Genomic DNA, 26038 nt, shown 5'->3' with positions numbered 1-26038 from the left:
CGGTGCCGGTCGGGGCTTCTCAGATCTCGTCGGAGTGTGCGCCGGTGCCGGCGGAGGGCCTGATGGCGGCAGGCCGGGAGCGGTCGAGGCCCGCGGGTGTCGCCGTGTCCACGGTGAGGTGCAGGCGGGTGTCGCCGTCGAGGGCGGGGTAGCTGCGCTGTTCCCCGCCTGCGAAACAGCGGCGGAGCGCCTCCGCGACCGCTCGGGCGGCTTCGGGCGTGTGCGCGATGATCCGGACCTCGGCGTGCCCGAGCGAGGGCAGTGTCTGGGTCTCGATGAACTTCACGTAGGCGTGTTCCCTTTCTGAGGGGGTGAGGAGGCCGGCGGATGCGGGGCGCCGGGGCGTCCCGCCCGCTGCCCCCGGTCGGAGGAAGGTCTGTTCCTCACCGGTCGGCACCCGTGTGGTGGGCTCGACGACCGGTGTCGTCCGGCAGGCCGGGAGGCCTCGGCCGGGGGTCGCTGAAGCGGTAGGCCTCGATCCGCGCATCGTGCTGGGCGTTCAGCAGGTGGATCCAGCGCATCCCGATGCCGATCATGAAGATGATCACCGCGATGAGGACGACGGTCTCCACGGAGCTCACCTCCACCTGTTTCCGGACAGCGGCAGGGCGCTTCGGCCCATCGGCTCCCCGAAGGGGGACATGCAGGCCCCGCCTTCACCCTCCCAGGTGGCTTCCCGGCGGCGGGCGTCGCGGATGCCGCGCCCGATGACGGTTTCGTTGGCCATCAGGACGTCTGCGGCCAGGACGCTGCCAGGGATAGCGGCGGCGGCCATCAGCCGGGCCGCGGCCGCGGGCTCGGTCTCGGGCGGGATGACGAGGAGGTCCCAGCGGCCGGCGGTGTAGGAGAGCAGGATCAGCTTGTCGGGGTCCTGCTCGGTGAACCAGCCCACGTGCAGCGTCCGCCCGTCCACAGCAACCGTGTGGGGGATGACCGGCCAGCGGGCGGGATTCACGGTGACGCGGGTGATGCGCCCCCAGGCCTCGTCCAGTGCGGCGGCGAGCGCCGGAAGCTCGGCTTCGAGGTCACGTGAGTGGGGCCACCAGGCCCCGTCCAGCTGACCGGCGAGGGTGGTCTTGGGGGTGAGGGACAAGCGGGCCGGGACGACTGCGGCGAGGTCGCGGGGCGCGGTCCGGTCGAGGGTGGAGGTCATGATGCGGACCTGCCCCCGGACTGCCCGTCAGCAGTCCGGTTTCTAGGCGATCGCCGGAAACGACACCCGCGTGAAAGCCGGTGTGCGAAGTACTCCCGGTGCTTTCACTGTACGCCTGTTCGGCTGGCCATGGCCGATCTGACCAGGCATTTTTCCGGCGGGCGGCGGAGCGGGCGGCGGAGCGGGCGGCGGGAGTACCGTGAAAGGACGACAGGCCCGCGCACGTCGCCCGACCGGCACCCATGCTGACCTGTGACGCAGTACCGCAGCACCCGTAGACGGGCGGACCCACATGGCTGACTCCGACATCCCCCACCCTTCCTCGCTGCTCCTGCCAGATGAGATCCACCAGGCGGTCAAACCGGGTACGGCCCTGCTGCGGCTGGAGACGACGCGGTCCCGGGAGGGGCTCCTGGACGGTGCGTGGTGGCCGCGCACGCGCGACATCGAGACCGAGCTGCCCGCCCTGATCACGGCGCTGACCGGGCACCTTGGGCCCATCGAACGGATCGGCCTGGACGCCACCGCCTGGCACAACATCCCTACCCGCTTGGTTGTCGACGACCAGATCGTGCACCTCGACTCCGACCCGGTCGGAGACGACACCGTGCTCATCACCCGCGGCCACAACGACCACTTCGCGCTGCTGGTGGTCCCCCCGGACACCACCGCCGACGCCGCCCGCGAAGCGATGGCCCGCGCCGTCCGCGCCGACAACGTCACCCAGGCCGCACAGATCCTCATCGCCACCACACCCGAATGCACGGGCGGCGGCCCCACCGACCCGGCGGTCTTCCCGAAGCCTTAGCGGCCGAGGTACGGCTCGACGGCCGCGGCGACGGCCTCGGCGGACTCTTCCGGTGCGTAGTGCCCCGTGTTCGGGAGCACCTCCAGCTGGGCGTTCGGATACCACTGCATCCAGGGGGCCCGCAGGGCCTCGGCTCCCAGCGGCGGGCACCGGCGAGATGCCGATGATCGAGCGGATCCGCTCCGGGGCGTCCAGCAGCATCAACTGGGCCGCCTTGGCGCCCATGGAATGACCGGATGACCGAGAAGGACTCCCAGCCCAGATGGTCGGCCACGGCCAAGGCATCCTCGGCAACTTCCTCCATCGTGAACGCCCCGTCGGCGCCGATCGCCTCGCCGTACCCGCGGCAGTCCAGGGACGCGTAACTGAACGCGTCCCCGCTCAGGTGCTCGCGCATCGGGTCGAAGCCCGACCGGTCGCCGAACCAGCTGTGCAGCAGAAGGACCCGCTCGGAGCCGGTACCCACCACGTCGTGCGGAAGGACCAGTCCTGTCACAACATTCCCTGCGCAACAGGTGATCGCGTACGGTCACCGGCGATCAAGTCTTGCGACCTCCACCAGGCTGTGCAACGCGACACCCCGCCCGCACGCGTTGTACGACGAGCGCGGAGGGGAGTTGCCGGCGTCACCTGAAGGAGAGCGCCGACGCGGTGGATCGGCGCCCAGCCGCAGTGGTGAGGTGTAGGACGTCGCGGCCGGTGCTACCGAAGGCGGCGACGATTCGAGGACCGGGAACGTCGTACGGCCATGAACCCCAGGTCGGCCACGACGAGCACGATGGGGCGATGACGAGGAGATAGAACAGGCCCGTCCATCACCGCGCCGATGAGGCCCAGGACGAAGGCCACAAGCAGCAGCAACAAGAAGATCACCATTCGCCGAACACCTCCTCCGATGTCGGGCTGGGGCGCTCAGCGGCGCGCCGGTCGGCGTTCGCCGCCGACGCCAGGCTGATAGGGCACGCCGTCGTGCTTGAAGATCGCTTCTTCCTGCTTGGCGGGCAGGACGTCGTCGGTGCCGATGGCCGGGTACTCCTTCACGACTGCCCCGGCGTGCGCGACCTTGACGTGGCGGTGTCCGCATAGACCGCTTCCAGAGCGCCGATCCGGTGCCCTTTCGTGTCGAGGACGTCACAGTCGCGCCAGTCCCGTACATCGGCTGAACGGATCATGTCTCGCCCCCCTAAAACGCGACGACGGTGATACAACGACCCCGGCACATTCACACGCCGGGGTCGCCCTTCCGGACGCCACACGTGAGAGTGCGACGACCTACTACCAGGATATGCCCCCTGGCGACCCTCCGGCAGTGGGGACTTTGTCCCGCCGATACAGGCCGTTCGATCGACATGGATTTAGCGCACCTCGATCGAGAGGCTCGCGACGACGATCGTGGCCACTCGGGCCGTCGTTTACGACGTCGATCGGGTCGTGGAATCCGGCGGACCGCAGTCCCACCCAAGCCATCACAAGCAGGCGGCCAATCCGAGACGGGGCACCAGTTGAGCGGTCCACATGACAGTCTTCCTGTCATGGCTCTGCCGCCCTGGGAAGACGGCGAGTATTACCTGCGAACGACCTGCGTGCGAAGCGATGACGCTGCACTTCAGAGCAAGCTCGTCCAGCAACCTCGCCCAGAACAGCCAGATACCGCCGCGACACCCTCCCGGGTCCTCGCCGCCGTCCCCGTCGTGGCCTGTGCCCGCCCATCAGGAGAAGAAACCGCCAATCGTCGGCTTCGACGGCCTGCAGGAACTCCCGTCGTCCGAGGCACTTGCGCCCTTCGTTAAACGAAACGACAAGTTCAAGGCATCCCTGAAGCGCCCGCAGATCCGGACCCGGCGGCCGCTTCCGGGGACGTACCGTAAGACAAGGAGATCCACCATGGCCGAACGGCCGACGCTGCTGTACGACGGCGACTGCGGATTCTGCACCCAAGCCGTCAACATCGCCTTGCGCCTGCTGGATCCCGACGCCGTCGTCACCCCCTGGCAGTATGCCGATTTGGACGCACTCGGCGTCACCGCCGAACGAGCCGACCGGGAGGCCCTTTGGATCGAGCGCGGTAGGGCCGATGTGCACGGCGGCGCGGAGGCGGTTGCGCAGCTGCTCAAACAGGGCCCGCGCCGGCCCTGGCGGCTCGCAGGGCAGGCCATGACGCTGCCCCCGATCAGCTGGATCGCCCGGCTCGTGTACCGGGTGGTGGCCCTGAACCGGCACCATCTACCGGGGGGCACGGTGGCCTGTTCCCTGCCTGCTCATCTGCGATCTGCCGCGCGTGATGGTGCATGACAGCGAACCCGCCAAAGCCTGAAGACGACACAGTGATCGTGGCCACCAGCTGTGACGGGGACATCGTCACCGGGCGACCCCGGGCCCCTGCCGACCACTGAGATGGCGTCACAGCACCGCGCCCTGAGCGCTCCGGGCGCAGTGCTGGGAGTCACCGGCGAGGGCGGCGTTGCCCCCCCCCCGCACGACCACGGGGTCCTTCAAGCTCCTTGCAGAGGGGCCCGCTGTGGAGATCCTCGCCGATGCACCTGGGGCCCTTGGACCGGCGGGCGCGTGGTGACGGCCCCGCCCCACAAGTCCAAGAAGAACGCTCCGTCGTATGGACGAGGCGGGGTCTCGCCGGGAACAGCACTTTCGGTCGGAGCAGGTCCAGAGCCTTCTCGGTGCACCGGTGGGAGTGTGCGCCACTCGCCCCATCCGGCATCGGAGGGTCGAAGAGGTCGCTTTGGAGCGCGAGCATGGTCCAGGCAGGAAAGGGACATATTGATGGGCGAATGCTTCCACCCAGGTGACGGTACGGTGCGGGTTTCCTTGTCGCCGCCACGCCCACTCACTCCAGATCTCGTCGAATCACTGGAATGGCGGAACTTTCACATGTGTGCCGGGGTGGGATTGTCGGACTGATTTGAGGCCGATGACCCACATAGGGGTAATGACACCCCTACGCCCGGGCATGACATCGGACGACCATCCATATGAACTCAGATATTAAGGGCGCATATTACGGCGCTCCGTCCTCAATCACGGGCCTCGCCCTGCCGCTTGAAATCGGTGCACCCAATTGCCCGCGTAATATGCCATCTCACTAGTACGGCTTCCCGGGCAATCGGTTAGGGCCCGGCACGCCACGGCCCCCACAGAAAATGGCCTCTCGATGAAGCTGAGATTTCCTCAAGCGGCTCGACTCCGTCCTCTGTCCGGCTGGCTGGCCTCGGCCCTTGCCGCAACAGTTGCCGCTGCGATGGTCGCCACGACGTCGACGCCGGCGTCGGCCATCGCAACACCCGTACCTCTGGGCACGACCGCCAGTTACTCCGTTCTGGCAGGTCAGGGAGTCACCAACACCGGACCCTCAGTGATCAGCCACGATCTCGGGACGCACCCGAACCCGGCCATCACCGGGTTCCCGCCCGGCCTGGTGCTCGGTGCCGTGCACGCAGCGGACGCTGCGGCCCTCCAGGCCAAGAGCGATCTGACCGTGGCGTACAACAATGCGGCGGGTCAGGCCCAGGACTTCGCACTTGCGGCGGGGATCGGCGCGGGCCAAACGCTGCTTCCGGGCGTCTACAAGGCTACGTCCGGTGTCGGACTCACCGGCGACCTGATCCTGAACGCCGGGGGAGACCCCAACGCGGTGTGGGTGTTCCAGATTCCGGAAGCCCTGACGACGGCATCCTCCAGCCGGGTCCTGCTCACGAACGGCGCTTCGGCGTGCAACGTGTTCTGGCAGATCGGGAGTTCGGCGACCCTCGGTACCGACTCCACCTTCGTGGGCACCATCATGGCTCTGACCTCGATCTTCGTGACAACGAGGGCGAACATCGAGGGCCGGGCGCTGGCCCGTAACGGCGAGGTGACGCTCGACAACAACCGGATCTTCCTCGGGACGTGCGCGACCGGCGGCACGGGTGGAACGACGACCGGCACCACGACTGGCACCACGACCGGCACCACGACTTCGGGTGCGACCTCGGGCGTCCTTGGCGGCGTGCTCGGTGGCGTGACGACGGGAGGCGGTCTCCTGGGCGGCCCGATCGCCAGCCTCGTGACGGGCGGCACCTCGGGGAACATCTCCGGCAACACCTCGGGGAACGTCGCGGGCAATACGACGGGAGCGAGCACCGCGGGGAACACCACGGGCGGTAACACCACCGGTGGAAGCATCACCGGCGGGAACGTCACGGGCGGGAACGGCGGCAAGCCCGGCCACCAGCACGGCGGCAAGCCCGACCACGAGCACGGCGAGGGACCCGGCAAGCCCGGCCACCAGCACGGCGGCAAACCCGACCACGAGCACGGCGAGGGACCCGGCAAGCCCGACCACGAGCACGGCGAGAAGCCCGGCAAGCCGGGCTACGGCGAGCACTACGACCACGACTACGGATACGGCAGCAAGCCCATGAGCACCGAGGGCTAGCCAGCGGACTGCACGAGGTCCGCTCGTCGGACAGCGGCGCGCGGCGGAGCCCTTTCGACTCCGTCGTGCGCCGCCGCCGGATCCAGCGGGAAACCAGACGCGAGCAGTTGATACGAGAAAGACAGGGTGGGCTGGTGTCGAGCAAAATTGAATCAGCGGCCGTGAAGGAACTCCGGGTGTCCGATTCTGATCCGGACCCCCGGGCGCGTCGCGATGAAGCGGCCACGCCGTGCCGGCGACCCCGGCGTTCCCGTCAACTGGCAGCGGTACTGCGCACCGTCGTGGCCCTGTGCCTGGCGACGACTGTGACCCATGTGGTTCTGGTGTTCCTCCACGTGGCTCCCCCCAATGCCGTCTCGAAGCGGTACGGCCCACAGATCAACGCATGGGTGTACCCCCTCTTCGAGCAGAATTGGCGGCTTTTCGCCCCGGATCCCGACTCCGTCAACCGGCGCATTCTCGCGAGAACCGCACGCACTGCCCCGGACGGTGCGACTCAGGTGAGCAGCTGGGTCGATCTGACATCCGTGGACAATTCCGCAGTCAAACACAACGTGTTCCCGAGCCATACGACACAAAATCTCTTGCGCCGCGCCTGGACCTCCTACGTCGACACGCACGGCGCAGACGACAGGACAGACTCGGATCGCGCCGTGATGATGCAGAAGTACCTGCGCAACATCGCTGCGGACCGGGTCGCCGCCCACGACCAAGGCGCCACCTTCGGCTTCATCCAGCTTCGTGTCCTCACGTTGCCCGTCGCCGCGCAGGGCGCAGCAGCTGGCAACCGCCCGCCGACGCCCGCCGAAGAGCGGCTTCTTCCCTGGTGGAAGGTGACCCCCCGTGGGAACTGAGCACATCACCCAGCCCCCCTCCACGGCAGCTGCATCGGGGGGCACCGCCGACCGGAGAACCACGGGCGCAGCCCAGCGGTTCGTCGCACTACTGACCGGCCGGCCGGTGTCCCTGTACGCCGTGTCGGTCATGCGCGCCGGCTACGGAATGCTCTACCTGGTCTTCCTTCTGCGTGAATTCCCGCACCGTCACGAGATCTGGGGCCCCGGCTCCCCGTGGACGCCCGCGCTTGCGGAGCAGCTCTTCGCACAGACGGGCTGGAACAGCATCCTGACCCTCTCCAACAGCCCGGCCTACTTCGAACTCTGCTATGTGACGGCCCTCTTCACCTCCGCGCTGTTCATGCTGGGGTGGCGGACCCGCGCCATGTCCGTCCTGTTCGCCATCGTGGTGACCTCGTTCCATGCAAGAGCGATCTTCATGACGGACGGCGGCGACAATCTGATTCTGCTGATGGCCGTCTATCTCGTCTTCACCGCGTGCAGTCGCCGCTGGTCCCTGGACGCACGCAGGAACCGTCTCAAGACGGCTCGTGCGGGCGACGATCCCGAACGGGCGAGAAGATTCGCTTCGCCCCGACTCCGTCAAGCACGGAGCACCTTGACGACGGTCGTGCACAACTGCGGCATCTTCGTCATGGCGGCAGAGGTCTGTTTCCTCTACGGGTCAGCCGGCCTGTACAAGGTCCAGGGCGCTTCCTGGGTCGGCGGCACCGCCCTCCACTACGTTCTCAACCTCGAACTTTTCCAGCCCTGGCCCGCGCTCTCCCACCTTGCGGACGACTACGCGGTCCTGATCGCGGTCGCCAGCTACGCGACGGTACTCCTGCAAGTGGCCTTCCCGTTCGTGCTCTTCGGCAGGCTCAAGTACCCGGTTCTGGCCATGTTGCTGGGGATGCACGTCGGCATCGCGGTGGTCATGGGGCTGCCTCTCTTCTCCGGAGCGATGATCGTGGCGGACGCCGTGTTCCTCCCTGACCGCTTTTACACCTCCCTGGCTCACCTGTGCCGCCGCGCGACACGGCGAACCGGCGCGTCGCGGCCGGTGTCCCGGGGGCCGGGATCCGGATCGGTACCGCAGCAGGGCAGGACCGGCCTGCCCGGCTCGCGGCAGCGCGCTGCCTCCCCTCGCACATAGCGATGACCGAACGCCTACCGGGCGGCCCGGGGCCAGGGCCCCAGGCCCGTCTCGACTGCGAGCTGCGGCAGTGCAGCCAGGCGGGGGACGCACGGCTATCAAACGACAGCAGACGACTCATTCGGCCATCTCGATGACGACGGCTTCCCCGCCTACACCATGGGCCGGGCCGCGGAAATGCTCGGCACCACCCAGAGCTTCCTCCGCGCCATTGGCGAAGGCCGCCTCATCACCCCGCTCCGCTCCGCCGGCGGACACCGCCGCTACTCCCGCCACCAACTGCGCATTGCCGCCCGCGCCCGGGAACTCGCCGACCAGAGCCCCCATCGAGGCCACCTGCCGCATCGTCATCCTCGAGGACCGGCTCGAAGATGCCAGCGCCTCAACGCTGAATACCGCCGCGCCGCCGAACCCAGCTACCGCAGCCTGAGGTGGGTGCGCCAGTATGGGTAGACCCGCACGCACGTCCAGGGCCTGACGCGTGGTCGTTGTCCCTGGGACAGGGCGTGTGGACGTGTACCGTCTGCGTCAGCTGTCGTGGTTCGGAAATTCACCTTGCCCACACCTTCGGCGTGGGCGTTTTGCTGTGCTGTGCCGCAGGAACCAGGGCGATCACCTCTGCCTTCCGCAGCAAGCGAGAGGCGTCATCGACTGGAGGCATGTGACATGGCTACGGGAACTGTGAAGTGGTTCAACGCGGAGAAGGGATTCGGCTTTATCGCCCAAGACGGCGGCGGGCCGGACGTCTTCGCCCACTACTCCGCGATCAACTCCTCGGGCTTCCGCGAGCTCCAGGAAGGCCAGACCGTGACGTTCGACGTCACCCAAGGCCAGAAGGGTCCACAGGCCGAGAACATCACCCCGGCCTGACTCTTCCCACCCACCTGCGGACCAATCAGCGTTCGGCGTGCGGGCTGCCTCAGGCAGCCCGGCCCGAACAGCTGGTCGCCGGACTTGTCCGGCGACGTCGGCAGGATCCGAGGCGCACGCGATAAGGGCCGTAACGACCACTTCGCCCTGCTGGTGGTCCCCCCGGACACCACCGCCGACGCCGCCCACGAGGCGATGGCCCGCGCCGTCCGCGCCGACAACATCACGCAGGCCACTCAGATCCTCATCGCCACCACACCCGAACCTGAGGACGGCCCCGCCGACGCGGCGGGCTGACCCCGAATCCTCAGCGGCCGAGTGGTCTAGTGGTGCGCCGATCAGAGGCCCTCGTCGTGCAGGTCCTCCTCGCGCAGAAGATCGTCCTCGCGGCGGCGCGAGGCCTCCTTCTGACCGGGCTTGTGCCCCTTCTCGCCCTTCTCGCGGGACGACCGGCCGGGCTGGGGCTGCGCGGGTTCCCCGGGGCGACGCTGTTCCTGCACCTCGCTCCCCTTGCCCGGCTCCTGACGCTTGTCCTGCCTACCGTCCATGACGGCGACTCCTCTCGATGCGTGGGGTACGGATTGCTCTCCGGTCACGCTGACACGCACCGCGACGGCCTGCATCATGTCGACCGCGGGGAGAGGTACTGCCGAAAGTTCTGCAACAGCGCGGATCGTCCCGCTCACGTTCTCGGCCGGTCAGTTCCCGATGGCACTCGACGGCTCGGTCATGAACGTCTCGAACGCGACGGTGGCCGAGGACGTGGGCACGACTGTGGCGGGTATCCAGGGCGCGGTCCGCCTACGCCCTCGTGATGGCGATGTTCATGATTCCCGGCAGCAAGGTCGGGGCGCCGCTCGGCCGCAAACGCGCGTTCTCGCCGAGTGAGTCACCGCCGAGCAGCTGCGCCCGCTGCGCGGGGTCGACCTCGGCCGCGTCCCCGCACACCCCGTGCCCGTACCTCGACGTCGACCCGGTGGGCGTGGCTGCTCGACGACCGCACCCACGGACAGCCGACCACCGTCCACGCCGAGGGCTGCCCCAAGGCCACCGACCGCGCGCATCCGCTGCGCACCACGCAGGCACTCTATGTACTCGCGCGGCCCAGCACGACGGCCACGGCCTGCACCGTGTGCGACGCCGCCGAGGCGCAGATGCCGATCCTCACGCACGGCCAGGAGGACGACGTGCCCCGCCCCCGGCGACTGACCACAGGGCAATGCCTGTCGGGTGCAGCCCTGTCCGGGCCTCGGCGTCCCGGGCGGCGACGTCTACACCGCCCCAGGCCTCAGGCCGTGAGTGGTTGCTCGGGGCTGTGGCGTTGAACGGTGGCTGCGGGCCCTGAGGAGGACTCCCAGCTCTGCGCGCGAAGCCTGCCCTCCCGAGCGCCACGCGTGCCAAGATCCGGCCCATTTCCGGACCAGCGCCCTCCAAAGAGCCGTCCGTACCATCGTTTTCACTGGTCAGGGCGGGTGCAGCTGCTGTACCACCAGCAGACCAAGAACCTTTTGGTCAGCTACTCACCGAAGAAGCTCGGCTTCTTCTGGACACACTCACAGGGCGGAGCTGGTGCCGGGCAGGACACAGCTCTCACCGGCTACCGCCAGTGAGGGACCCCACTCAAGGCCTGAGCCGGTCCTGCTGCACGTCGAAACAGACCAGCCCCATGGACTCTGCCACGGCTACTGCATGGGCCGATGCCAAGGCGCCGTGACGCTGCCCGGGCGCGGGGCCTGGTCATTGTCGGCGCACGCTACGAACTGACCAGCCGGCTGGTGCGCAAGGTGCCCTGATCAGCCGTGGCCGGTGAACTGCCCGGCGGCCCCGCACCAGCTAGACTTGCAGAGTTATGCAATTTAGTAGTTTCTGATATGGCGGACGGGGTTGCGGTGTCGGGTTCGAGGAAGCAGCGCTGGAACGGGTCCGTGTGGCACGGGCTCGCCTCCAGGCTGCGCCGTCGATGTGCGCAAGCACGTGTGGACGGTGCCGCTGGAGCCGTGCTCCTGGTGGTCAGCGAGCTCGTGGCCAAAGCCGTCCGGCACCCTCAGCACTCCCCGGACGCAGAGGTCACCCTCCACATGACCGACCACATGCTCGCGGCCTCCGTCGGGGACCTGGACTCGCGCCCGCTCACGCTGGCCGACGCCGGTCGGACTCCCGGGCACGGGCTGCGCACGGTGGCTGACCTGGCGCGAACGTTCGGCGGCGACGTCCGTATCGATCCTGCCTCCGGCGGACGCGGCAAGACGGTTGTCGTCCGCTTCATCCTTCCGGAAGGCACACCATGACCAGCAGCAACGGAGAAGCCATCCAGTTGTACGAGATCACTTACCTCGGCGCCGGCCCTGAGCCCGAGGCCCACGCAGGCCGGCACGGTATCCAGGTTCTCGTCCGTCCGTGCCGCCGCCCGGTCGAGGGACCGGGCACCAGGAAGGAAAACGCATCATGACGGACAACCTGCCCGAGAAGGACACAGGTGCGGAGCACGAGAAGTGGAAGGAGAAGGGCGTCGCGATGCGGGCCTTCTTCTACATTTTCGGCACGCACGTGTTCGCCGGGTTCATCTGGCTGCTGTTCTACCTGGGGCAGCACGCCCAGAAGTGATACCGGGACCGAATGGGATCCAGGCGCGCCCGGAGTGCGGGTTCGGCATGGGAGAGAGCGGCCGCCTTCCGGTGTCAGAAGCGCGTTGAACCCGCACTAACGGAAGACGGCCGCCGCATGTGGGGGCGGGCCCCGCAGGGCCGACACCGTGGAGCACCGCTCAGGCGTGGCGGCCGGCCTTGAGGTCGGCCAGGAGTTCCGCCTGGCCTTCCAGAACGCCGGAGAGGATGCCGCGGGCGACCCGCAGGAGCTCGGCGATCTGGGGATGGGTCAGGCTGTAGTAGACGTTCGAGCCTTCGCGGCGGGTGACCACCAGGTTGGCCTTGCGCAGGACGGCCAGCTGCTGGGAGAGGCTAGCGGCCTCCACCCCGACCTCGGGCAGCATCTCGGCGACCGCGTGCTCGCGTACGGCCAGGAGCTCCAAGACGCGGATGCGGACCGGGTGCCCCAGCGTTTTGAAGAACTCCGCCTTCAGCTGGTACAGCGGCGTGCTCACCGGTGTGCCTCTCCCCTGACTGCCCATCTCATCCACCCAGAACCGTTCCTTCGTAGGGGCATCCGTTCGCCCCTCTTCACACGTTGCGACCTCCACAATTGCAGATCCCTGCAACTCGCGGGACCTGGCAGGGCGTCTTCGTGACCTTCGACTCCCCAGAGCGGGTCCTTCGCGGGTCAGGCCCTCTTGAGGAACTCGGTCTTCAGGACCAGACCCTTGGATGGTGGTGCTGGTCTCAGATGAGGGCGGATGCCTCGGGCGACTGCTCGGCGGGCCAGTCATCGGTGGCCCACTGCCTGACCGTCCCGCGTGCTCCGTGGGCGGCCAGAGCGGCGGCGAGGTCGCAGTGGACGGGCACGGGCGGGCAGGTCGCATCGGGGACGAGCGAGCCGTCGGCGGGGATCGCGGCGAGCTCCAGTCGGCGCCCGCTCTCGCCGAGACGGCGGGCGGCCTGGGCGACGGCGATCTGCCCGCCGGCCGACCAGCCCAGCAGGCCGGTCAGATCGAGGATGACCGGTCCGGCGCCCCGGGCGAGCGCCCAGCCGATCGCTCCGGTGAACCGGTCTGTGGCCTCCGCGCCGAGATACCCGGCCAAGGACAGCACGCCCAGGTCCTGACGGGTGGTGTAGCGCCATTCAATCGTCATCGTCAGCTCCTCGGTTCACAGGGGAAGGGTGATCCAGATGGCCTTGCCACGCCCGTCCGCATCCGCCCGTACGACAGCGGTGCCGCCGAGCTCCATCGTCATCTCCACCACCATGGCCAGGCCGCTGCCCGGCGCGGTGCCGAGCACACCGAACAGGGCAGGCTGGTAGGGGTGGCGGTCGTGGACGGCGAACGCAAAGGCCCCGGGTCCGTGGGCATAGGTCACGGTGATCATCGGTGAGGACCCGGCGGCGTGACGGACGGCGTTGGTGACCAGCTCGGCCACGATCAGCAACGCCGGCCCCACGCTCGGATGCCGCAGGCCCACCCCGCATTCCACGAGGACCAGCTCGGTGGTCTCCCGGGCGATGCGCACGGCCGAGCCCGTGGTCGGCACGTCCAGCACGTGCCGGTAGGGCATCGCCTCGGCCTGGACGCTCACCGGCCCGCCCCCGAGACCGTACGGGCCAGACGGAACCCCGACACGGACTGCGGGTGCAGGCGCAGCAGGGTGTCGTGCGGGCCGTGGCTCCAACCGGGCAGGGTGCGCCGGTAGTGGGCGGCCTCGTCCGGGTCGGCGATGACGTCAGCCGGCCCGTGAGCGCTGACCGTCCAGCCGGTGCCGGCCGAGCTGCGGATCTCGTCCACCTGGTAGGCCATTAGCGCCCGGCCGGGAATCGTGGCGGCCTGCACGGGGGCTCGGACGACGAGCCGCCCGTACTCCATCACGTGTGCGGCGGGGCGGACGACGGCCACCTCCCGCTGGACGTAGACGAGGCGGCCCCGGGCGGAGCCTTCAAGGAGCCACAGGGCCTCGGTACCGGAGACCTCGATCATGCGCAGGTCGGCGGGGACGGTCATCGTGAGGCCTTCCGGATGCGGTGCGGTCGGTGATGCGTACGGGGCAGCAAGCCCGCCTGCTCCAGGTACTTACGGGCGCCGGCGATCGCCTCGGGAGTGGTGGCGTACTCGCGGCCCTCCAGACGCAGCAGCTCCAGGGCGCCGACGGCGTCCAGGGCCTGGCGCTGGCCGGGGCGGATGCCGGAGGTCATCACGGCGATGCCGCGCCGGTTCAGCTTCTCCACCGCGTCCTTCAGGACGAGGGCGCCGGTGGCGTCCAGGGTGGTCACCCTCGCCATGCGCAGGATGACCACCTTGACGTCGGCGACCCCGGAGAGTTCGAGGAGGAAGCGGTGGGCGCCGGCGAAGAAGAGGGGTCCGTCGATGCGGTAGGCCACGATGTGCTCGGCCAGCAGGGCGTGCTCTTCGTCGCTGTGCTCGCCAGGCAGATCCGGGCGGAAGTCGACCTGCTCCATCTGCGCCTGGCTCGCCACCGCCCTCAACGCCAAGCCACCCGCGACGACGAGCCCGATGACCACCGCGTACACGAGGTCGAGGAGCAGCGTCGCGGCGGTGGTCAGGACCAGGACGACAGCGTCCGAGCGGGTCGCCTTCGCCATCGCGCGCAGCGAGCCGACCTCCACCATCCGGATCGCCGTCGCCAGCAGCACCCCCGCCAGCGCGGCGAGCGGGATTTTCGAGACCAGAGGAGCGGCGGCGAACACGATCACCCCGAGAACCGCGGCATGGGTGAGCGCGGCCAGCCGGGAGGAGGCGCCCGTACGGACGTTGACCGCGGTCCGCGCGATCGCGGCGGTGGCTGGTACGCCGCCGAACAGCGGGGCCGCCAGGTTGGCGACGCCCTGCCCGAACAGCTCCTTGTCCGGATCGTGCTGCTGCCCCACCGTCATGCCGTCCGCCACCGTCGCCGACAACAAGGACTCCAGCGCGGCGAGCGCGGCGACCGCGACCGCCGGGGCCAGCAGCGACCCGAACGCGGACACGTCGAGGAAGGCCAGAGACGGGGCGGGAAGCCCGGAAGGCAGGTCACCGATCGGGGCCGCCGCGTCGAGCTGGAAGAGCTGGGCGATCACGGTCGCGGCGATGACCGCGACGATCGAGAACGGGACCGTCGGCTTCCACCGCGCCCCGGCCAGCATCACCGCCGCCACACCCACGGACAGGCCGATCGCCGTCCAGTTCGGGAACGCCACGAATTCCACGACGGCCCGCCACGCCACCAGCAGGACCTTCTCCCCCTCCGGCTTGTCGACGCCGAGCGCGTTGGGTATCTGCTGGAGGCCGATCACGCACGCGATCCCGAGGGTGAAGCCCTCCACCACCGGAGCCGGCACGTACCGCATGTACTGTCCGGCCCTCAGCAGCGCGAGACCGATCAGAAGCACCCCGGCCATCAGACCCACGGTGAGGACGCCGCCGGGCCCGTACTGGGCGACGATCGGCACCAGGACCACGGTCATCGCCCCGGTCGGGCCGGATACCTGGAGGTTCGACCCGCCGAACAGGGCGGCGAGCGCGCCCGCGACCACGGCGGTGGCCAGCCCCGCCTCCGCGCCCAGGCCGGAGGACACCCCGAAGCCGAGCGCGAGGGGAAGCGCGACGATCGCCACGGTGAGACCGGCCAGCAGGTCCCGGCGGGGAGTGTGGGCCATCACCGCATAGTCGGCACGGGCGGGCAGGACAGAGCGAACCCGGCTCACCACGGCCGTCACCGTAGTGTTCACGCTCACGAGGCCGCACCCTCGGACTCGCGCAGTTCCTCGAGCAGCACGCTCTGCCCCGTCAGGACCTCGGTCAGGATCCGCCGCGCCGCCAGCATCAGCTGCGCCACGTCCCCGCCCGCCAGCTGGTAGACGACCGTCGCGCCGTTACGGATCGAGGTGACGATCCCCGAGCGGCGCAGGACCGCGAGCTGCTGGGACAGGGCGGAGGGCTCGACCTCGATCGCGGCCAGCAAGTCCCGGACCGGCATCGGCCCGTCCTGCAGCAGCTCCAGAACCCTGATCCGCACCGGGTGCGCGAGCATCCGGAAGAACTCGGCCTTGGCCTGGTACAGCGGAACCGGCACGGTCTCGCACCCTTCTCACCACCCCGAGCGGGGCAAGCGCCTGGTGTTGTGCCCGCGGCCACCTACGGACACGACATCTGCAGCATCTATGAAATTGCAGACTTTTGCAATTTGCTACTATCGCTACTCCATCGCGCGGGTGCCCGTTGGTCGGCCAGCCGGTCCCCTCCAGGGCGCCCCGCTTCCCGACGTCCAGAAATCTGCGTGAATGAGCGACAACCTTCCTCCGTGCCCGAAGTGCTCCAGTGAGTACACGTACGAGATGAACGCGCTGGTGGTCTGCCCGGAGTGCGGCCACGAATGGGTACCGGCCGAGAGCACGGGAGGCGACGCCGGCGACGCCGGGGAGCGGGTGGTCAAGGACGCCGTCGGCAACGTGCTGTGCGATGGCGACAGCGTGACCGTCGTGAAGGCGTTGAAGGTCAAGGGCAGCCCCTCGGGGATCAAGGCGGGCACCAAGGTCCGCAACATCCGCTTGATCGACGGCGTCGACGGCCACGACATCGACTGCCGGATCGAGGGCTTCGGAGCCATGCAGCTCAAGTCGGGCGTGGTCAAGAAGGCCTGACCCGCGGATCGCGCACGCAAGACTGCCGTCTCGGCTGCGTGGAGCGCACGATTCCCCTCCGCTCCCCCGCGGCAAGCCTGGTGACGAGCGCCCCCGTAGGCCGACCTCGGTGTCGGCCCGGATTCAGAGCGAGCTCGAGAACACGGCGGGCCAGGGCGCTGGAGCCGTCCGACCCATCCGGGACGAAATCAAGGCTCTGCTCTCAGCGACCCGAAGGTGCGGGAGCTGTTCGCCGAGAGCGGGCAGGACCAGTCCGGTGAGGTCGTCCGGACGGGGCAGGGCGAAGCCCGGCAAGCCCTTTGGCACAGCACCGCTGACAGCAATGCCCTGGCCCTCGTCCAGTGCAAAGGATGCGACTGCCGCCGTGGCCGGGGGGCGGAGTCGTGAAGCGCGCGGGCGGCGGCTACGGGCTGCTCGGCAGCAGCCGGAATCCGGTGACGAGGTCGGGCCTGATCCGGATGGCTCCGGACGTGGTGCCCTCGACCCAGGGTTGCAGGAGGCCGGCGTAGCGCTCGATCTCGTGGGGGTCGGTCACGGCGGTGGCGTAGCCGGTGACGACCACGCTCCAGCCCAGGTGGTCAAAGGGCTCGATGGAGTCGGCTTCATAGGCGACGACCACCCCCGTACCCGCATGGGCGCTGAGGAGGGCGGCCAGGGTCGAGTCGTCCTGCACGCGTATGACGATGTCTCCGGCGTCCACGACATGGTTCACCGGGCGCACCGCGGGCAGGGCGTTGCGCGTGAAGACGACCCGGCCCACTTCGACCGTGTCGAGGAGTGCCAGCGCCTCGTCCGTCTCCATCTCCTCCGCTCGACGTACGGGTCTGGCAGCGGACAGCTGACCGGCGGGCTGACCGGACGAGCGGCTCTTCATCGTGGGACCCTTCAGTCGAGCGGGGGCGGACATGCCCGTTCCCCGCTGTCGGCATCTCAACGGGGCGTCGGCCCCGCGGCATGGCTCCGCAGCACGGCGAGCCGCCGCTTGTACTCCTCGTCGTCGATCTCGCCCCTGGCGTACCGCTCGGCGAGGAGCGGCTCGGCCCTGGTGGAGGCAGTTCCCGCAGCCGGACGGGGTGCCGCTCGTCCGGCCGCACCATCGCGCTTGAGGGTCCGGACCACCAGGACAGCGACAGCGGCGATCAGTCCCCAGACGATGAGCGTCGTGAAGGACATCGCGAACCAGTCCCAGGCACCCATGTGATCGTTCCAGTACATCGCGCACCTACCAGATATGGAGGGACGGGGCGACGGTGTCTCTCGGCCGTCTGCTGCCAGGATCCCCGGCAAGTCGGCACGGGGGCATGGGCCGGTCGGGCCCCGGAGGGGGCCATAGGGCCCCTGCCTGGGAAAGGCCGGCCAGCGAAGACTGGAGGCGGACTCGAACCTGGAGGCCGTCCATGAGCACTTTCTCCCCCACCCGCATCGCCGCCGCGCTGCCCGCCGAATACCGCTCGCGCCTGATGGAGCTGGCACGGGAGGTCAACTTCGCCGAAGGGACCCGCCTCTTCCGCGAAGGCGGCCACGCCGACCGGTTCTGGATCGTCCGGTCGGGCAGCGTCACCCTCGACGTCCACGTGCCCGGCCGGCGCGCGGCCGTCATCGAGCACCTCGGCGCCGGCGAGCTCGTCGGCTGTTCCTGGCTGTTCAAGCCGCACACCTGGCGCCTGGGCGCCGAAGCCATGACCCTCGTCCGCGCATACGAGTTCGAAGCCGAGCCCGTGCGGATGCTGATGGACGCCGACCCCGGCTTCGGCTCGGCCATCGGGCACTGGGTCGGGCAGGTCCTCGCCCGTCGGCTCCAGGCCGCCCGGGTCCGCCTGCTCGACCTGTACGCGCCGTACGGCAGCGGCAGCTACCTCTGACCCCACCCACCGCACCCCGAGGAAACCGCCATGTCCGCATCCCGCCACACCGTCAGTGACGTCATGACGCACACCGCCGTCGCGATCGGACGCGAGGCGTCCTACAAGGAGATCGTCGAGCTCATGCACCAGTGGAAGGTCAGCGCGCTGCCCGTCCTGGAGGGCGAGGGCCGTGTGGTCGGGGTCGTATCGGAGGCGGACCTCCTGCCGAAGGAGGAGTTCCGGCGCACCGAGCCCGTGCTGCCCGACCAGCTGGAGGAGGCGTCCAAGGCCGGCGGGGTACTGGCCGAGGAGCTCATGTCGAGCCCGGCCGTCACCGTCCATCCGGACGCACCGGTCGCCGAGGCGGCCCGGATCATGGCCCGCAAGCACGTGAAGCGCCTGCCCGTCGTGAACGATGTCGGCATGCTCGAGGGCGTGGTGAGCCGCAGCGACCTCCTGAAGGTGTTCCTTCGCCCCGACGAGGAGCTCCGGGAGGAGATCCGTCTGTCGGTACTGCCGGAGCTGACGCCTGGCGTGACGCTGGACTTCGTCGTCCAGGACGGTGTCGTCACCCTGCGGGGACCGGTACGGGACCGTGCCCTGATCCCCCTGCTCGCGCGGGCGGTCCGCGCGGTCGAAGGGGTCGTGGACGTCCGGATGGATCTGGAGGGCGCTCTTGGCACCGCGGCTTGGCCGCCCACCACGTTGGTGTGGCAGTGACCGTCGTGGGGTGAGTTACGCCCCTTCCTGGGATAATTCGGGTGAAGCGCACAGGCCGGACCGAACCAGGGGCGCGACCATGTCCGACGATCCGAATGCCTCGCGCGAGGCGCCGATCAAGGTGTTCCTCCTCGACGACCACGAGGTGGTCCGGCGCGGCCTGCGGGACCTCCTGGACGCCGAGCCGGACATCACCGTCGTGGGTGAGGCGGGCACGGCCGAGCAGGCGCTGGCCCGCGGGCCGGCGCTGCGTCCGGACGTCGCCGTGCTCGACGTGCGGCTGCCCGACAGCGACGGCATCACCGTCTGCCGGGAGCTGCGGTCCCACATGCCGGGGCTGGCCTGCCTGATGCTGACGTCCTTCGACGACGAGGACGCGCTGCTGGACGCCATCATGGCCGGCGCGTCGGGCTACGTGCTCAAGCAGATCAAGGGCTCCGACCTGGTCTCGGCGGTGCGTACGGTCGCCACCGGGCAGTCCATGCTGGACCCGGCCACGACCGCCCGTCTGATGCACTCCCTGCGCGACCCGGAGGCCGCGAAGGCACCGGAGGACGCCCGCCTGGCGGCACTCACCGAGCGGGAGCGCGCCGTCCTGGAACTCATCGGGGACGGTCTCACCAACCGGCAGATCGCCAAGCAGCTCTACCTGTCCGAGAAGACGGTCAAGAACCACATCTCCCGGCTCCTGGGCAAGCTCGGCGTGGAACGCCGGGTCCAGGCAGCGGTGATCGCCGCACAGGTCCACGGTCACGACCACAGCGGCCCGGGCGAACGATGAACGCTTTCCGTCCACGTGTGGACGGAAAGAGCCCGCCCGCTTCTCGCGGAACCTGATTGTGCGGTGCACGGCCGTGAGCCGCTTCTCCGCGTCCTTTCAGGGACTCTTTCCGTCACCTTCATGACAGCACGGGTCAACGCGGCCCACCAGGGCCGAACGGTCCCACTGCGGTCCCGTCCGGCCCTGGTGCCGGGCGACATTCACGCCGGTGAGGGGGCCAGCGGTACTTGCCATTCGAGGCGGGTGCCGTGCTCGCCGGGGCCCGGGGAGGCCACGGTCATCCGGCCGCCCAGTTTCTGCGCGCGTTCGCTCAGGTTGCGCAGGCCACTGCGGCGGCCGCCCTCGGGCATGCCGGTGCCGTCATCCGTCACCGCGACGGTGAGGACGCCGTCGGCCGCGGCGATCAGGACCTCTGCGTGCTCGGCACGTGCGTGGCGGGCGACGTTGGTCAGTGCTTCGCCGATCACGGCCAGGGCCTCGTCGGCGACGGCCGGGGGGACGTCGGTGTCGATCAGGCCCTCCATCCGCAGGGCCGGCGCGAAGCCGAGGCCGGCTGCGGCCTCGTCCAGGCCCTGGACGGCGCGGGCGCGGAGCTTGGAACCCATGGCCTGGGTTTCGTGCTCGCGCAGCCCGAAGATGGTGGAACGGATGATCTTGATGGTGGCGTCCAGGTCGTCGACCGCGCGGGCAAGCCGTTCCGAGGCTTCGGGGTGGTCGACGAAGCGCTGGGCGCTCTGCAGGGTCATGCCGGTGGCGAAGAGGCGCTGGATGGCAAGGTCGTGGAGGTCGCGAGCGATGCGGTCGTGGTCCTCCAGCATGCTCATCTGCTCGGCGTCGCGCCGGCGGTCGGCCAGTTCCAGGGCCAGAGCCGCCTGGCCGGCGAAGCCGGGGAGGGCTACAACCTCTGAAGGTGCGAACACGGGACGCCCTTGGCGGCGGGCCAGCATCAGGACGCCGCTGAGCTTCTCCTTCGTGCCGACCGTGACGGCGACGGCAGGCCCGAAGCCCTGCCAGCGTTCGGGCTGCACGGTGACTCGTTCGTCCGTCGCCACGTCCGTCAACGTGATCAGGCCGTCGCGGGCCAGTGCGGCCTCGGCCAGGGTGCCGCGGGTGCTGGGCAGGACAATCCCCCGGTGCGCCTCGGCGCCCTCTCCGAGAGCCAGGGAGCCGCGCAGCTCGCCGCCGGCGCCGAGGAGGTAGACGACGCCCAGGTCGGCGGCGGTGATGTCCTTGGCACGCTCCAGCATTCCCTGGAGGACCTCGTCCTGAGGGGTGCCGGAGAGCAGGGCGCTGGTGATGTCCGCGCCGGCCTCGAGCCAGCGCTCGCGCAGTCGTACTTCCTCGAAGAGGCGGGCGTTCTCGATGGCGATGCCGGCGGCGACGGCGAGGGTGGACAGCACTGCCTCGTCCTCGGGGTCGAAGTCGGCTCCGCCGCGCTTCTCGGTGAGGTAGAGGTTGCCGAATACTTCTTCGCGGACCCGGATGGGCACGCCGAGGAAGGAGTGCATCGGCGGGTGGTGGGCCGGGAAGCCGTACGAGGCGGGATGCTCGGACAGCTCCGGGAGCCGGAGGGGCTCGGGGTGGCGGATGAGCTCGCCGAGGATGCCGTGGCCGGACGGGAGGTCACCGATCTGGGCGCGGAGTTCGTCGCTGATGCCGACGGGGAGGAACTCGGCGAGCTTCTTGTCGTCGCCGATCACGCCGAGAGCGCCGTACTGGGCGTCCACGAGGACGACGGCGGCCTCGACGATGCCCCGCAGCACCTGCGGCAGGTCCAGCTCCCGGCCGACGGACATGACGGCTTCCAGGAGACCGTTGAGCCGGTCGCGGGCTCCGCGCACCTCCTCGATCCGTACCTGGAGCTCGTCGAGGAGCTCGTCCAGGCGCAGCCGGGGCACGCCCTGTCCGGCAGGCCGGTCGCCTGCGCTCATGTCCCACCTCCGGCCGGTGGCAGCAGTGACGGCACTTCTCCGTCCCCTCACACGGTAATCCCAGCACGGCCGAAGGTGCTGGCGGGCCGGTGGCCGTGGCCGTGGCGACGCCCCGGCCTGTACGACGACGGTACCGGCGCTCACCGGCTCGCCCACCGCCCGGGGACGCCGTCGCGCAGGACCCGGGCGTGTGGGGCGGACAGGGCCGGTGCGTCGGTCGCCTGGGTGGTCATCGTCGGCTCAGCCGGTGGGGACGGTGATCACGGGGCAGTGGGCCCGGTGCAGGAGGCCGTGGGTGACGGAGCCCAGCCGCATGCCGGTGTAGCCGCCCCGGCCACGGCGCCCCACGACCAGGGCGAGGGCGTGTTCGGCGGTCCGGGCGAGTTCTTCGACGGGGTGGCCGGTGAGGACCTCGTGGGTGACGTGGACGTCCGGGTACTTGTCCGCCAGGCCGGCCGTGGCCTCGCTCAGCAGGAACCGCTGGGCCTTCAGCGCGACCTCCTCGTCGTTGAGCAGGAACAGTGGCGGCTGCCACACGCACACGACCCGCAGGGCGGCGCCGCGCCGGTCGGCCTCGTCGATGGCGAAGGTCAGGGCGTCGGTGGTGGCCGCGCTGCCGTCGATGCCGACGACGAGGTAGGCCGGCTGCTGGGTGACGTGCTCGGCGTCGCCGACCACGGCGACCGGGCAGGCGGCCTGCGCGGTCACGGGGACGACGGTCGAGCCGGCGCTGAAGAGTTCCGCCGCGCGGCCCAGGTGCCGGGACCCGAGGACGACGAGACGGGCGTGCCGGGCCTGTGCCAGCAGGACGTGGGCGGGGAAGCCGCCGAGGAGGTCGGTGTGGACGGTGACCTCCGGGTGGCGGTCGCCGACCCAGCTCGCTGCCTGGTCCAGCCGGTCGGCGCCGGTGCGGCGCAAGGCGGTCTGATGCGGAGCGTCGTCCACGTGCTGCGTGTCGTGTTGCGGTGGTATCGCCAGCACCAGACGCAGCGGCAGGCGGCGCCGATGGGCCTCGTCGGCGGCCCAGGCCATCGCGAGGTGCCAGTCCCGGACCGGGTCGACGCCGACGACGATGTCACGGGCCTGTTCCCAGGTGGCGGTCATGACGTGCTCCCGGAGTCGCTGCCGAGCCGGGGAATGAGCAGGACCGGGCAGTGGGCGTGGTGCAGGAGGCTGTGCGTAGCCCACCCGAGGCTGGGCCGCAGTCCCAGCGGGGTGGGGGCGCGGCGGCCACCCATGACGAGCAGGTCGGCGTGGCGGGATGCCTCGACGAGGACTCCGGCCACGGAGACGCTCTTCTCCGCATCGGTCTCGATGGTCAGGTCGGGGAACTCGTCTCGGATCGTGTCCGTGATGGCGAGGAGGGTCTCCTCGTGGCGGCCTGCGATCTCGTCCACGCCGTCGAGCATGGGCACCACGGTGCCCATGGACTGGAGCATGGTCCACACGTGCAGCAGGCGCAGTGACGCCTTGCGCAGTTCGGCTTCCCGGGCCGCGTAGCGGGCGCACATCAGGTCGTGCTCATCGCGGACGGCGACGAGGACGGTGCCGCGTTCCTCCGCCCCCTCGATGCCGCGGACGACGATGACCGGGGTCCGGGCGGTCGCCGCGGTGTCCAGGCCGACGGATCCGAGCATGAGGGAGTTGAAGCCGCCCAGGCCCCGGTTGCCCACGACGACCGTGCCGTGCAGGCCGCCCGACCGGTGCAGGCTGGTGACGGCATCGGCGCGGCTGAACTCGGTGGTCACGTTCAGCCCCGGATACTCGGCGGCCACGGCCTTCGCCGTGTCGTCCAGGAGTTCCCGGCCGGCGGCACGGACCCTCTCGATGGTCTCCGCCGACAGGTACAGGGCCCTGCCGTCGGTGTCGGCACCGTGGACGATGTGCAGGGGGCGGCTGCGGCGCACGGCCTCCCCCGCAGCCCACAGAGCGGCGTCGCGCGCCTGCGCCGAGCCGTCCACGCCGACGATGACGGAGCTGGTGTCCGGGGTACGGATGGCGCTTTCCACGGTTCCTCCCAACTGAGAAGCCGACGGGTGTCACCTCTGACGCTGGCACCGCGGAGGGCTGGGAAAGAGGGCCGTCAGGGGCCGCCCGTGGGGCCAAAGGTCCCCATCGGGCCGGCCCGGTCCCGTGCGGCCGGGCGGGAGGGGCCTCCCGGTCCCCGGACGGGACCGTTCGGCCCTCGAAGCCCGCTCCGCCGCGGCGGATGGTGAGTGGCACACACCGGATGCCGGCCACGCCCACGACGCAGCAGGAGGGCTTCATGAACCACATCAAGGTGGCGGACCTCATGACCGACGAGGTCGTCTCCGTTCCCCCGGGGATGGCCGTCAAGGAGGTCGCGAAGGTCCTGGCCCAGTACGACATCAGCGGGGTTCCCGTCCTGGACGACGAGGACCGCGTGGTGGGCGTGGTCTCCCAGACCGACGTCCTGGGCCTCGCCTCACCCGGTCCCCACGCGCAGGGCGCCCCTCAGGCCGCGTCCCTCACGGTCGGCGAGATCATGTCCGCACCGGCCATCACCGTCCGTGCGGAAGAGACCGCGGCCGACGCGGCCCGGCTGATGACCCGACGCGGTATCGAACGGCTGCCCGTCGTCGATGTGGAGGACCGGCTGGTCGGCATCGTCACCCGGCGGGACTTGCTGCGCATGTTCCTGCGCCCGGACTCGGAGATACGGCGGCGCGTGGCCGACATCCTGGCCGATGTGCTGGCCGTGCCGGCCGGTGACGTCGACGTCGTGGACGGCATCGTCACCCTGAACGGCCGCGTGCACCAGCAGAGCCAGCTGCGCTCCCTGCTCGGCCTCGTCGAACGCATCGAGGGGGTCGTGGCTGTCGCCTCGCGCGTCACCGCCGGCTTCGACGACACGGCGAACACGGCCGTCGGCGGCAGCCACAGCGCGATGTCCTGGTGAGGCGCGGATCCCACGAAGGAGCTCCAAGCCATGAACAAGCACGTGACCGTCGGAGTCGACGGCTCCGCCGAGAGCCGGGCGGCTGCCCGATGGGCCGCGCAGGAGGCCGTCCTGCGACAGGTCCCGCTGCGCCTCGTCCATGCCGTCGACTGGCCCTTGGACCCGGTACTCCCCGGCGTCGGCCGCCAGGACGTGGACCGTTGGGCGGATCAAACGCTGGCCGAAACCTCGGGAGAGCTCCGCCGGCGCCATCCGCGGCTGGAGGTCACGCCCCGGGCGCTCTCGGCCCGTCCCGCAGCCGCCCTGGCCGCCGAGGCTTCCGACGCCGACCTGCTGGTCCTGGGCTCACGGGGCCTGGGCGGACTGGTCGGCTTCATCGTCGGTTCGGTGGCCATGTCCACCCTGGTCGCGACCGACACGCCCGTCGTCCTCGTCCGCCCCACCGACGACCCGGACGGGCCTGACACCGGCTCGGCCGGAGAGATCGTCGTGGGCGTCGACATCCACGAAGCGTGCGACCGGGTCCTCGCCTTCGCCTTCGAGGAGGCGGACCGGCGCGGCTGCCCGCTGCGGGCCGTGCACGCCTGGAAGATGCCGGCCGCCTACACGTACGTCCCCTTCGCCGACGCCGAGAACGAACGGGACATCGACCGGAGCATCACCCAGATGCTGGACGACACGCTGCTTCCCTGGCGGCACAAGTTCCCCGATGTCGCCGTCACCCCGACGGTGTTCAGAGGGCCTGCCGCCGAGCGGCTCGTCCCGGCGAGCGAGGGGGCGCAGCTGGTCGTCATCGGCCGACGTCTGCGCCGCTCGCCCCTCGGCGTGCACCTGGGCTCGGTCGCCCACGCGGTCCTGCACCACGCCGCCGCCCCCGTCGCCGTCATCGCCCACGACTGACCCCCGCACCCACCACGCCCACCCCATGCCCCTGGGAGGAAGGCCATGAAGCGCCTGCGCACCGTGGACGACGTCATGACACACGCCGTGGTCTCCGTCGACCGGGAAACCGCCTGCAAGGACATCGTCGAGATCCTGCGCATGTGGCACGTCAGCGCCGTGCCCGTGACCAGCGGGGACGGGCACGGCCGACGTCGTCTCGGAGGCCGACCTGCCGCTCACCACGCAGAACGAGGCCGCTGCATCCCGCGACGTCACCGCCGGGCAGTTGATGACGCGCCCCGCCGTGACCGTGACGAAGGACGCCACGATCGCCGGCGCGGCCCGCCTGATGGCCCGGGGCCACCGTCCGGCTCCCGGCGGCTGCTTCCACCGACCCCACGCGGGAGTCCCGAACGGCGTCATCACCCCACGCGGTGACGCACCACGTCGCATCACCGGTGGCCGT

General features: G+C 69.9%; 32 protein-coding genes and 4 pseudogenes. 19 read left to right on the top strand and 17 right to left on the bottom strand.

The annotated features are described in order from the left end of the window. Positions 1-19: 19 nt before the first annotated feature. From ABD973_RS28810 to ABD973_RS28800, 3 genes are all read right to left on the bottom strand, one after another. Entirely contained in the window at positions 20-286 is a 267-nt protein-coding gene (locus tag ABD973_RS28810) for a hypothetical protein (RefSeq protein WP_345502908.1), read from the bottom strand. A gap of 97 nt (positions 287-383) precedes the next feature. Next, entirely contained in the window at positions 384-572 is a 189-nt protein-coding gene (locus tag ABD973_RS28805) for a hypothetical protein (protein WP_125820268.1), read from the bottom strand. Positions 573-577: 5 nt separating this feature from the next. Beyond that, a complete protein-coding gene (locus tag ABD973_RS28800) occupies positions 578-1153 on the bottom strand; it encodes a DUF5994 family protein (RefSeq protein WP_345502904.1) in 576 nt (191 codons plus the stop codon). 292 nt (positions 1154-1445) lie between these two features. Between ABD973_RS28800 and ABD973_RS28795 the strand changes: the two genes are divergently transcribed. Then, positions 1446-1961 carry a DUF5994 family protein gene (locus ABD973_RS28795; protein WP_345502902.1) on the top strand — a complete coding sequence of 172 codons (516 nt, stop codon included), beginning with the start codon at positions 1446-1448 and terminating at the stop codon, positions 1959-1961. Positions 1962-2663: 702 nt separating this feature from the next. On the opposite strand, the gene ABD973_RS28790 is transcribed toward ABD973_RS28795, so the two are convergent. Next, positions 2664-2837, bottom strand: a complete 174-nt coding sequence (locus ABD973_RS28790) for a hypothetical protein (protein WP_345502900.1) — start codon at positions 2835-2837, stop codon at positions 2664-2666. 36 nt (positions 2838-2873) lie between these two features. Continuing rightward, positions 2874-3133, bottom strand: a pseudogene (locus tag ABD973_RS28785) (PRC-barrel domain containing protein). Between the two features lie 712 nt (positions 3134-3845). Between ABD973_RS28785 and ABD973_RS28780 the strand changes: the two are divergent. From ABD973_RS28780 to ABD973_RS28750, 7 genes and pseudogenes are all read left to right on the top strand, one after another. After that, positions 3846-4253, top strand: a complete 408-nt coding sequence (locus ABD973_RS28780) for a thiol-disulfide oxidoreductase DCC family protein (protein WP_345502898.1) — start codon at positions 3846-3848, stop codon at positions 4251-4253. Between the two features lie 874 nt (positions 4254-5127). Further along, the gene (locus ABD973_RS28775; RefSeq protein ID WP_345502896.1) at positions 5128-6390 is read left to right on the top strand and encodes an ice-binding family protein; all 1263 of its coding nucleotides are present in this window, start codon (positions 5128-5130) and stop codon (positions 6388-6390) included. 134 nt (positions 6391-6524) lie between these two features. Beyond that, positions 6525-7244, top strand: coding sequence for a DUF5819 family protein (locus ABD973_RS28770; RefSeq protein ID WP_241253147.1), 720 nt, complete (start codon positions 6525-6527; stop codon positions 7242-7244). Positions 7245-7374: 130 nt separating this feature from the next. Further along, the gene (locus tag ABD973_RS28765) at positions 7375-8382 is read left to right on the top strand and encodes an HTTM domain-containing protein (protein WP_345504786.1); all 1008 of its coding nucleotides are present in this window, start codon (positions 7375-7377) and stop codon (positions 8380-8382) included. Positions 8383-8541: 159 nt separating this feature from the next. Continuing rightward, a pseudogene (locus ABD973_RS28760) lies at positions 8542-8835 on the top strand (MerR family transcriptional regulator). A 213-nt stretch (positions 8836-9048) separates the two neighbouring features. Next, positions 9049-9252 (top strand): cold-shock protein, encoded by a 204-nt coding sequence (locus ABD973_RS28755; RefSeq protein ID WP_048475199.1) that lies wholly within the window; start codon positions 9049-9051, stop codon positions 9250-9252. 123 nt (positions 9253-9375) lie between these two features. Beyond that, positions 9376-9549, top strand: a pseudogene (locus tag ABD973_RS28750) (DUF5994 family protein); the annotation flags it as partial. 41 nt (positions 9550-9590) lie between these two features. Here the strand turns inward: ABD973_RS28750 and ABD973_RS28745 are convergent. Further along, on the bottom strand, positions 9591-9800 hold the full coding sequence (locus tag ABD973_RS28745) for a hypothetical protein (protein ID WP_345502888.1): 210 nt from the start codon (positions 9798-9800) through the stop codon (positions 9591-9593). A 76-nt stretch (positions 9801-9876) separates the two neighbouring features. On the opposite strand from ABD973_RS28745, the pseudogene ABD973_RS28740 reads away from it, so the two are divergent. The 4 genes and pseudogenes from ABD973_RS28740 to ABD973_RS28730 all read left to right on the top strand — a co-directional run. Further along, positions 9877-10129, top strand: a pseudogene (locus ABD973_RS28740) (MFS transporter); the annotation flags it as partial. A gap of 7 nt (positions 10130-10136) precedes the next feature. After that, positions 10137-10577, top strand: coding sequence for a DUF6233 domain-containing protein (locus tag ABD973_RS34825; protein ID WP_386381974.1), 441 nt, complete (start codon positions 10137-10139; stop codon positions 10575-10577). A gap of 753 nt (positions 10578-11330) precedes the next feature. After that, positions 11331-11540, top strand: a complete 210-nt coding sequence (locus ABD973_RS28735) for a hypothetical protein (RefSeq protein ID WP_345502886.1) — start codon at positions 11331-11333, stop codon at positions 11538-11540. 157 nt (positions 11541-11697) lie between these two features. Continuing rightward, entirely contained in the window at positions 11698-11856 is a 159-nt protein-coding gene (locus ABD973_RS28730) for a DUF6126 family protein (protein ID WP_345502884.1), read from the top strand. A 160-nt stretch (positions 11857-12016) separates the two neighbouring features. Here ABD973_RS28730 and ABD973_RS28725 read toward each other — a convergent pair whose 3' ends face one another. The 6 genes from ABD973_RS28725 to ABD973_RS28700 form a co-directional block, all read right to left on the bottom strand. Further along, positions 12017-12352, bottom strand: a complete 336-nt coding sequence (locus ABD973_RS28725) for an ArsR/SmtB family transcription factor (protein ID WP_054225130.1) — start codon at positions 12350-12352, stop codon at positions 12017-12019. 235 nt (positions 12353-12587) lie between these two features. After that, on the bottom strand, positions 12588-12998 hold the full coding sequence (locus tag ABD973_RS28720) for an STAS domain-containing protein (protein WP_345502880.1): 411 nt from the start codon (positions 12996-12998) through the stop codon (positions 12588-12590). A gap of 15 nt (positions 12999-13013) precedes the next feature. Beyond that, positions 13014-13439, bottom strand: a complete 426-nt coding sequence (locus ABD973_RS28715) for an ATP-binding protein (RefSeq protein WP_345502878.1) — start codon at positions 13437-13439, stop codon at positions 13014-13016. Continuing rightward, positions 13436-13858: a pyridoxamine 5'-phosphate oxidase family protein gene (locus ABD973_RS28710; protein WP_345502876.1), complete on the bottom strand. Its 423-nt coding sequence runs from the start codon at positions 13856-13858 to the stop codon at positions 13436-13438. The genes ABD973_RS28715 and ABD973_RS28710 overlap by 4 nt, the downstream gene beginning before the upstream one ends. Beyond that, the gene (locus ABD973_RS28705) at positions 13855-15510 is read right to left on the bottom strand and encodes a SulP family inorganic anion transporter (RefSeq protein WP_345502874.1); all 1656 of its coding nucleotides are present in this window, start codon (positions 15508-15510) and stop codon (positions 13855-13857) included. The genes ABD973_RS28710 and ABD973_RS28705 overlap by 4 nt, the downstream gene beginning before the upstream one ends. A gap of 74 nt (positions 15511-15584) precedes the next feature. Beyond that, entirely contained in the window at positions 15585-15926 is a 342-nt protein-coding gene (locus ABD973_RS28700) for an ArsR/SmtB family transcription factor (RefSeq protein ID WP_125820276.1), read from the bottom strand. Between the two features lie 208 nt (positions 15927-16134). Between ABD973_RS28700 and ABD973_RS28695 the strand changes: the two genes are divergently transcribed. After that, positions 16135-16494 carry a zinc ribbon domain-containing protein YjdM gene (locus ABD973_RS28695; protein WP_345502872.1) on the top strand — a complete coding sequence of 120 codons (360 nt, stop codon included), beginning with the start codon at positions 16135-16137 and terminating at the stop codon, positions 16492-16494. 403 nt (positions 16495-16897) lie between these two features. Here the strand turns inward: ABD973_RS28695 and ABD973_RS28690 are convergent, their stop codons facing one another. Then, positions 16898-17368: a pyridoxamine 5'-phosphate oxidase family protein gene (locus ABD973_RS28690; protein ID WP_125820278.1), complete on the bottom strand. Its 471-nt coding sequence runs from the start codon at positions 17366-17368 to the stop codon at positions 16898-16900. A gap of 56 nt (positions 17369-17424) precedes the next feature. Continuing rightward, on the bottom strand, positions 17425-17709 hold the full coding sequence (locus ABD973_RS28685) for an SHOCT domain-containing protein (RefSeq protein ID WP_125820279.1): 285 nt from the start codon (positions 17707-17709) through the stop codon (positions 17425-17427). 182 nt (positions 17710-17891) lie between these two features. Between ABD973_RS28685 and ABD973_RS28680 the strand changes: the two genes are divergently transcribed. The 3 genes from ABD973_RS28680 (at position 17892) to ABD973_RS28670 (ending at position 19839) form a co-directional block, all read left to right on the top strand. Further along, on the top strand, positions 17892-18356 hold the full coding sequence (locus ABD973_RS28680; protein ID WP_125820280.1) for a Crp/Fnr family transcriptional regulator: 465 nt from the start codon (positions 17892-17894) through the stop codon (positions 18354-18356). Between the two features lie 30 nt (positions 18357-18386). After that, complete coding sequence (locus ABD973_RS28675) at positions 18387-19058, top strand: CBS domain-containing protein (RefSeq protein ID WP_345502868.1); 672 nt, start codon at positions 18387-18389, stop codon at positions 19056-19058. 79 nt (positions 19059-19137) lie between these two features. Then, positions 19138-19839, top strand: coding sequence for a response regulator (locus ABD973_RS28670; protein ID WP_345502866.1), 702 nt, complete (start codon positions 19138-19140; stop codon positions 19837-19839). Positions 19840-20039: 200 nt separating this feature from the next. On the opposite strand, the gene ABD973_RS28665 is transcribed toward ABD973_RS28670, so the two are convergent. The 3 genes from ABD973_RS28665 to ABD973_RS28655 form a co-directional block, all read right to left on the bottom strand. Continuing rightward, the gene (locus ABD973_RS28665; protein WP_345502864.1) at positions 20040-21770 is read right to left on the bottom strand and encodes a sensor histidine kinase; all 1731 of its coding nucleotides are present in this window, start codon (positions 21768-21770) and stop codon (positions 20040-20042) included. 240 nt (positions 21771-22010) lie between these two features. Continuing rightward, a complete protein-coding gene (locus ABD973_RS28660) occupies positions 22011-22874 on the bottom strand; it encodes a universal stress protein (protein WP_125820284.1) in 864 nt (287 codons plus the stop codon). Further along, positions 22871-23779 (bottom strand): universal stress protein, encoded by a 909-nt coding sequence (locus tag ABD973_RS28655; RefSeq protein ID WP_345502862.1) that lies wholly within the window; start codon positions 23777-23779, stop codon positions 22871-22873. The genes ABD973_RS28660 and ABD973_RS28655 overlap by 4 nt, the downstream gene beginning before the upstream one ends. 257 nt (positions 23780-24036) lie before the next feature. Between ABD973_RS28655 and ABD973_RS28650 the strand changes: the two genes are divergently transcribed. From ABD973_RS28650 to ABD973_RS34820, 3 genes are read left to right on the top strand one after another with little or no spacing between them, the layout of a single operon-like run. Beyond that, positions 24037-24690, top strand: a complete 654-nt coding sequence (locus ABD973_RS28650; RefSeq protein WP_345502860.1) for a CBS domain-containing protein — start codon at positions 24037-24039, stop codon at positions 24688-24690. 30 nt (positions 24691-24720) lie between these two features. Then, positions 24721-25590, top strand: a complete 870-nt coding sequence (locus ABD973_RS28645) for a universal stress protein (protein ID WP_164720839.1) — start codon at positions 24721-24723, stop codon at positions 25588-25590. 45 nt (positions 25591-25635) lie between these two features. Then, positions 25636-26010, top strand: a complete 375-nt coding sequence (locus ABD973_RS34820; RefSeq protein ID WP_425586113.1) for a CBS domain-containing protein — start codon at positions 25636-25638, stop codon at positions 26008-26010. Positions 26011-26038: the final 28 nt, after the last annotated feature.

The organism is Streptomyces racemochromogenes, from assembly GCF_039535215.1.
In the GTDB taxonomy this organism is placed as follows: domain Bacteria; phylum Actinomycetota; class Actinomycetes; order Streptomycetales; family Streptomycetaceae; genus Streptomyces; species Streptomyces racemochromogenes.
This window is presented reverse-complemented; position numbering and strand designations above follow the sequence as displayed.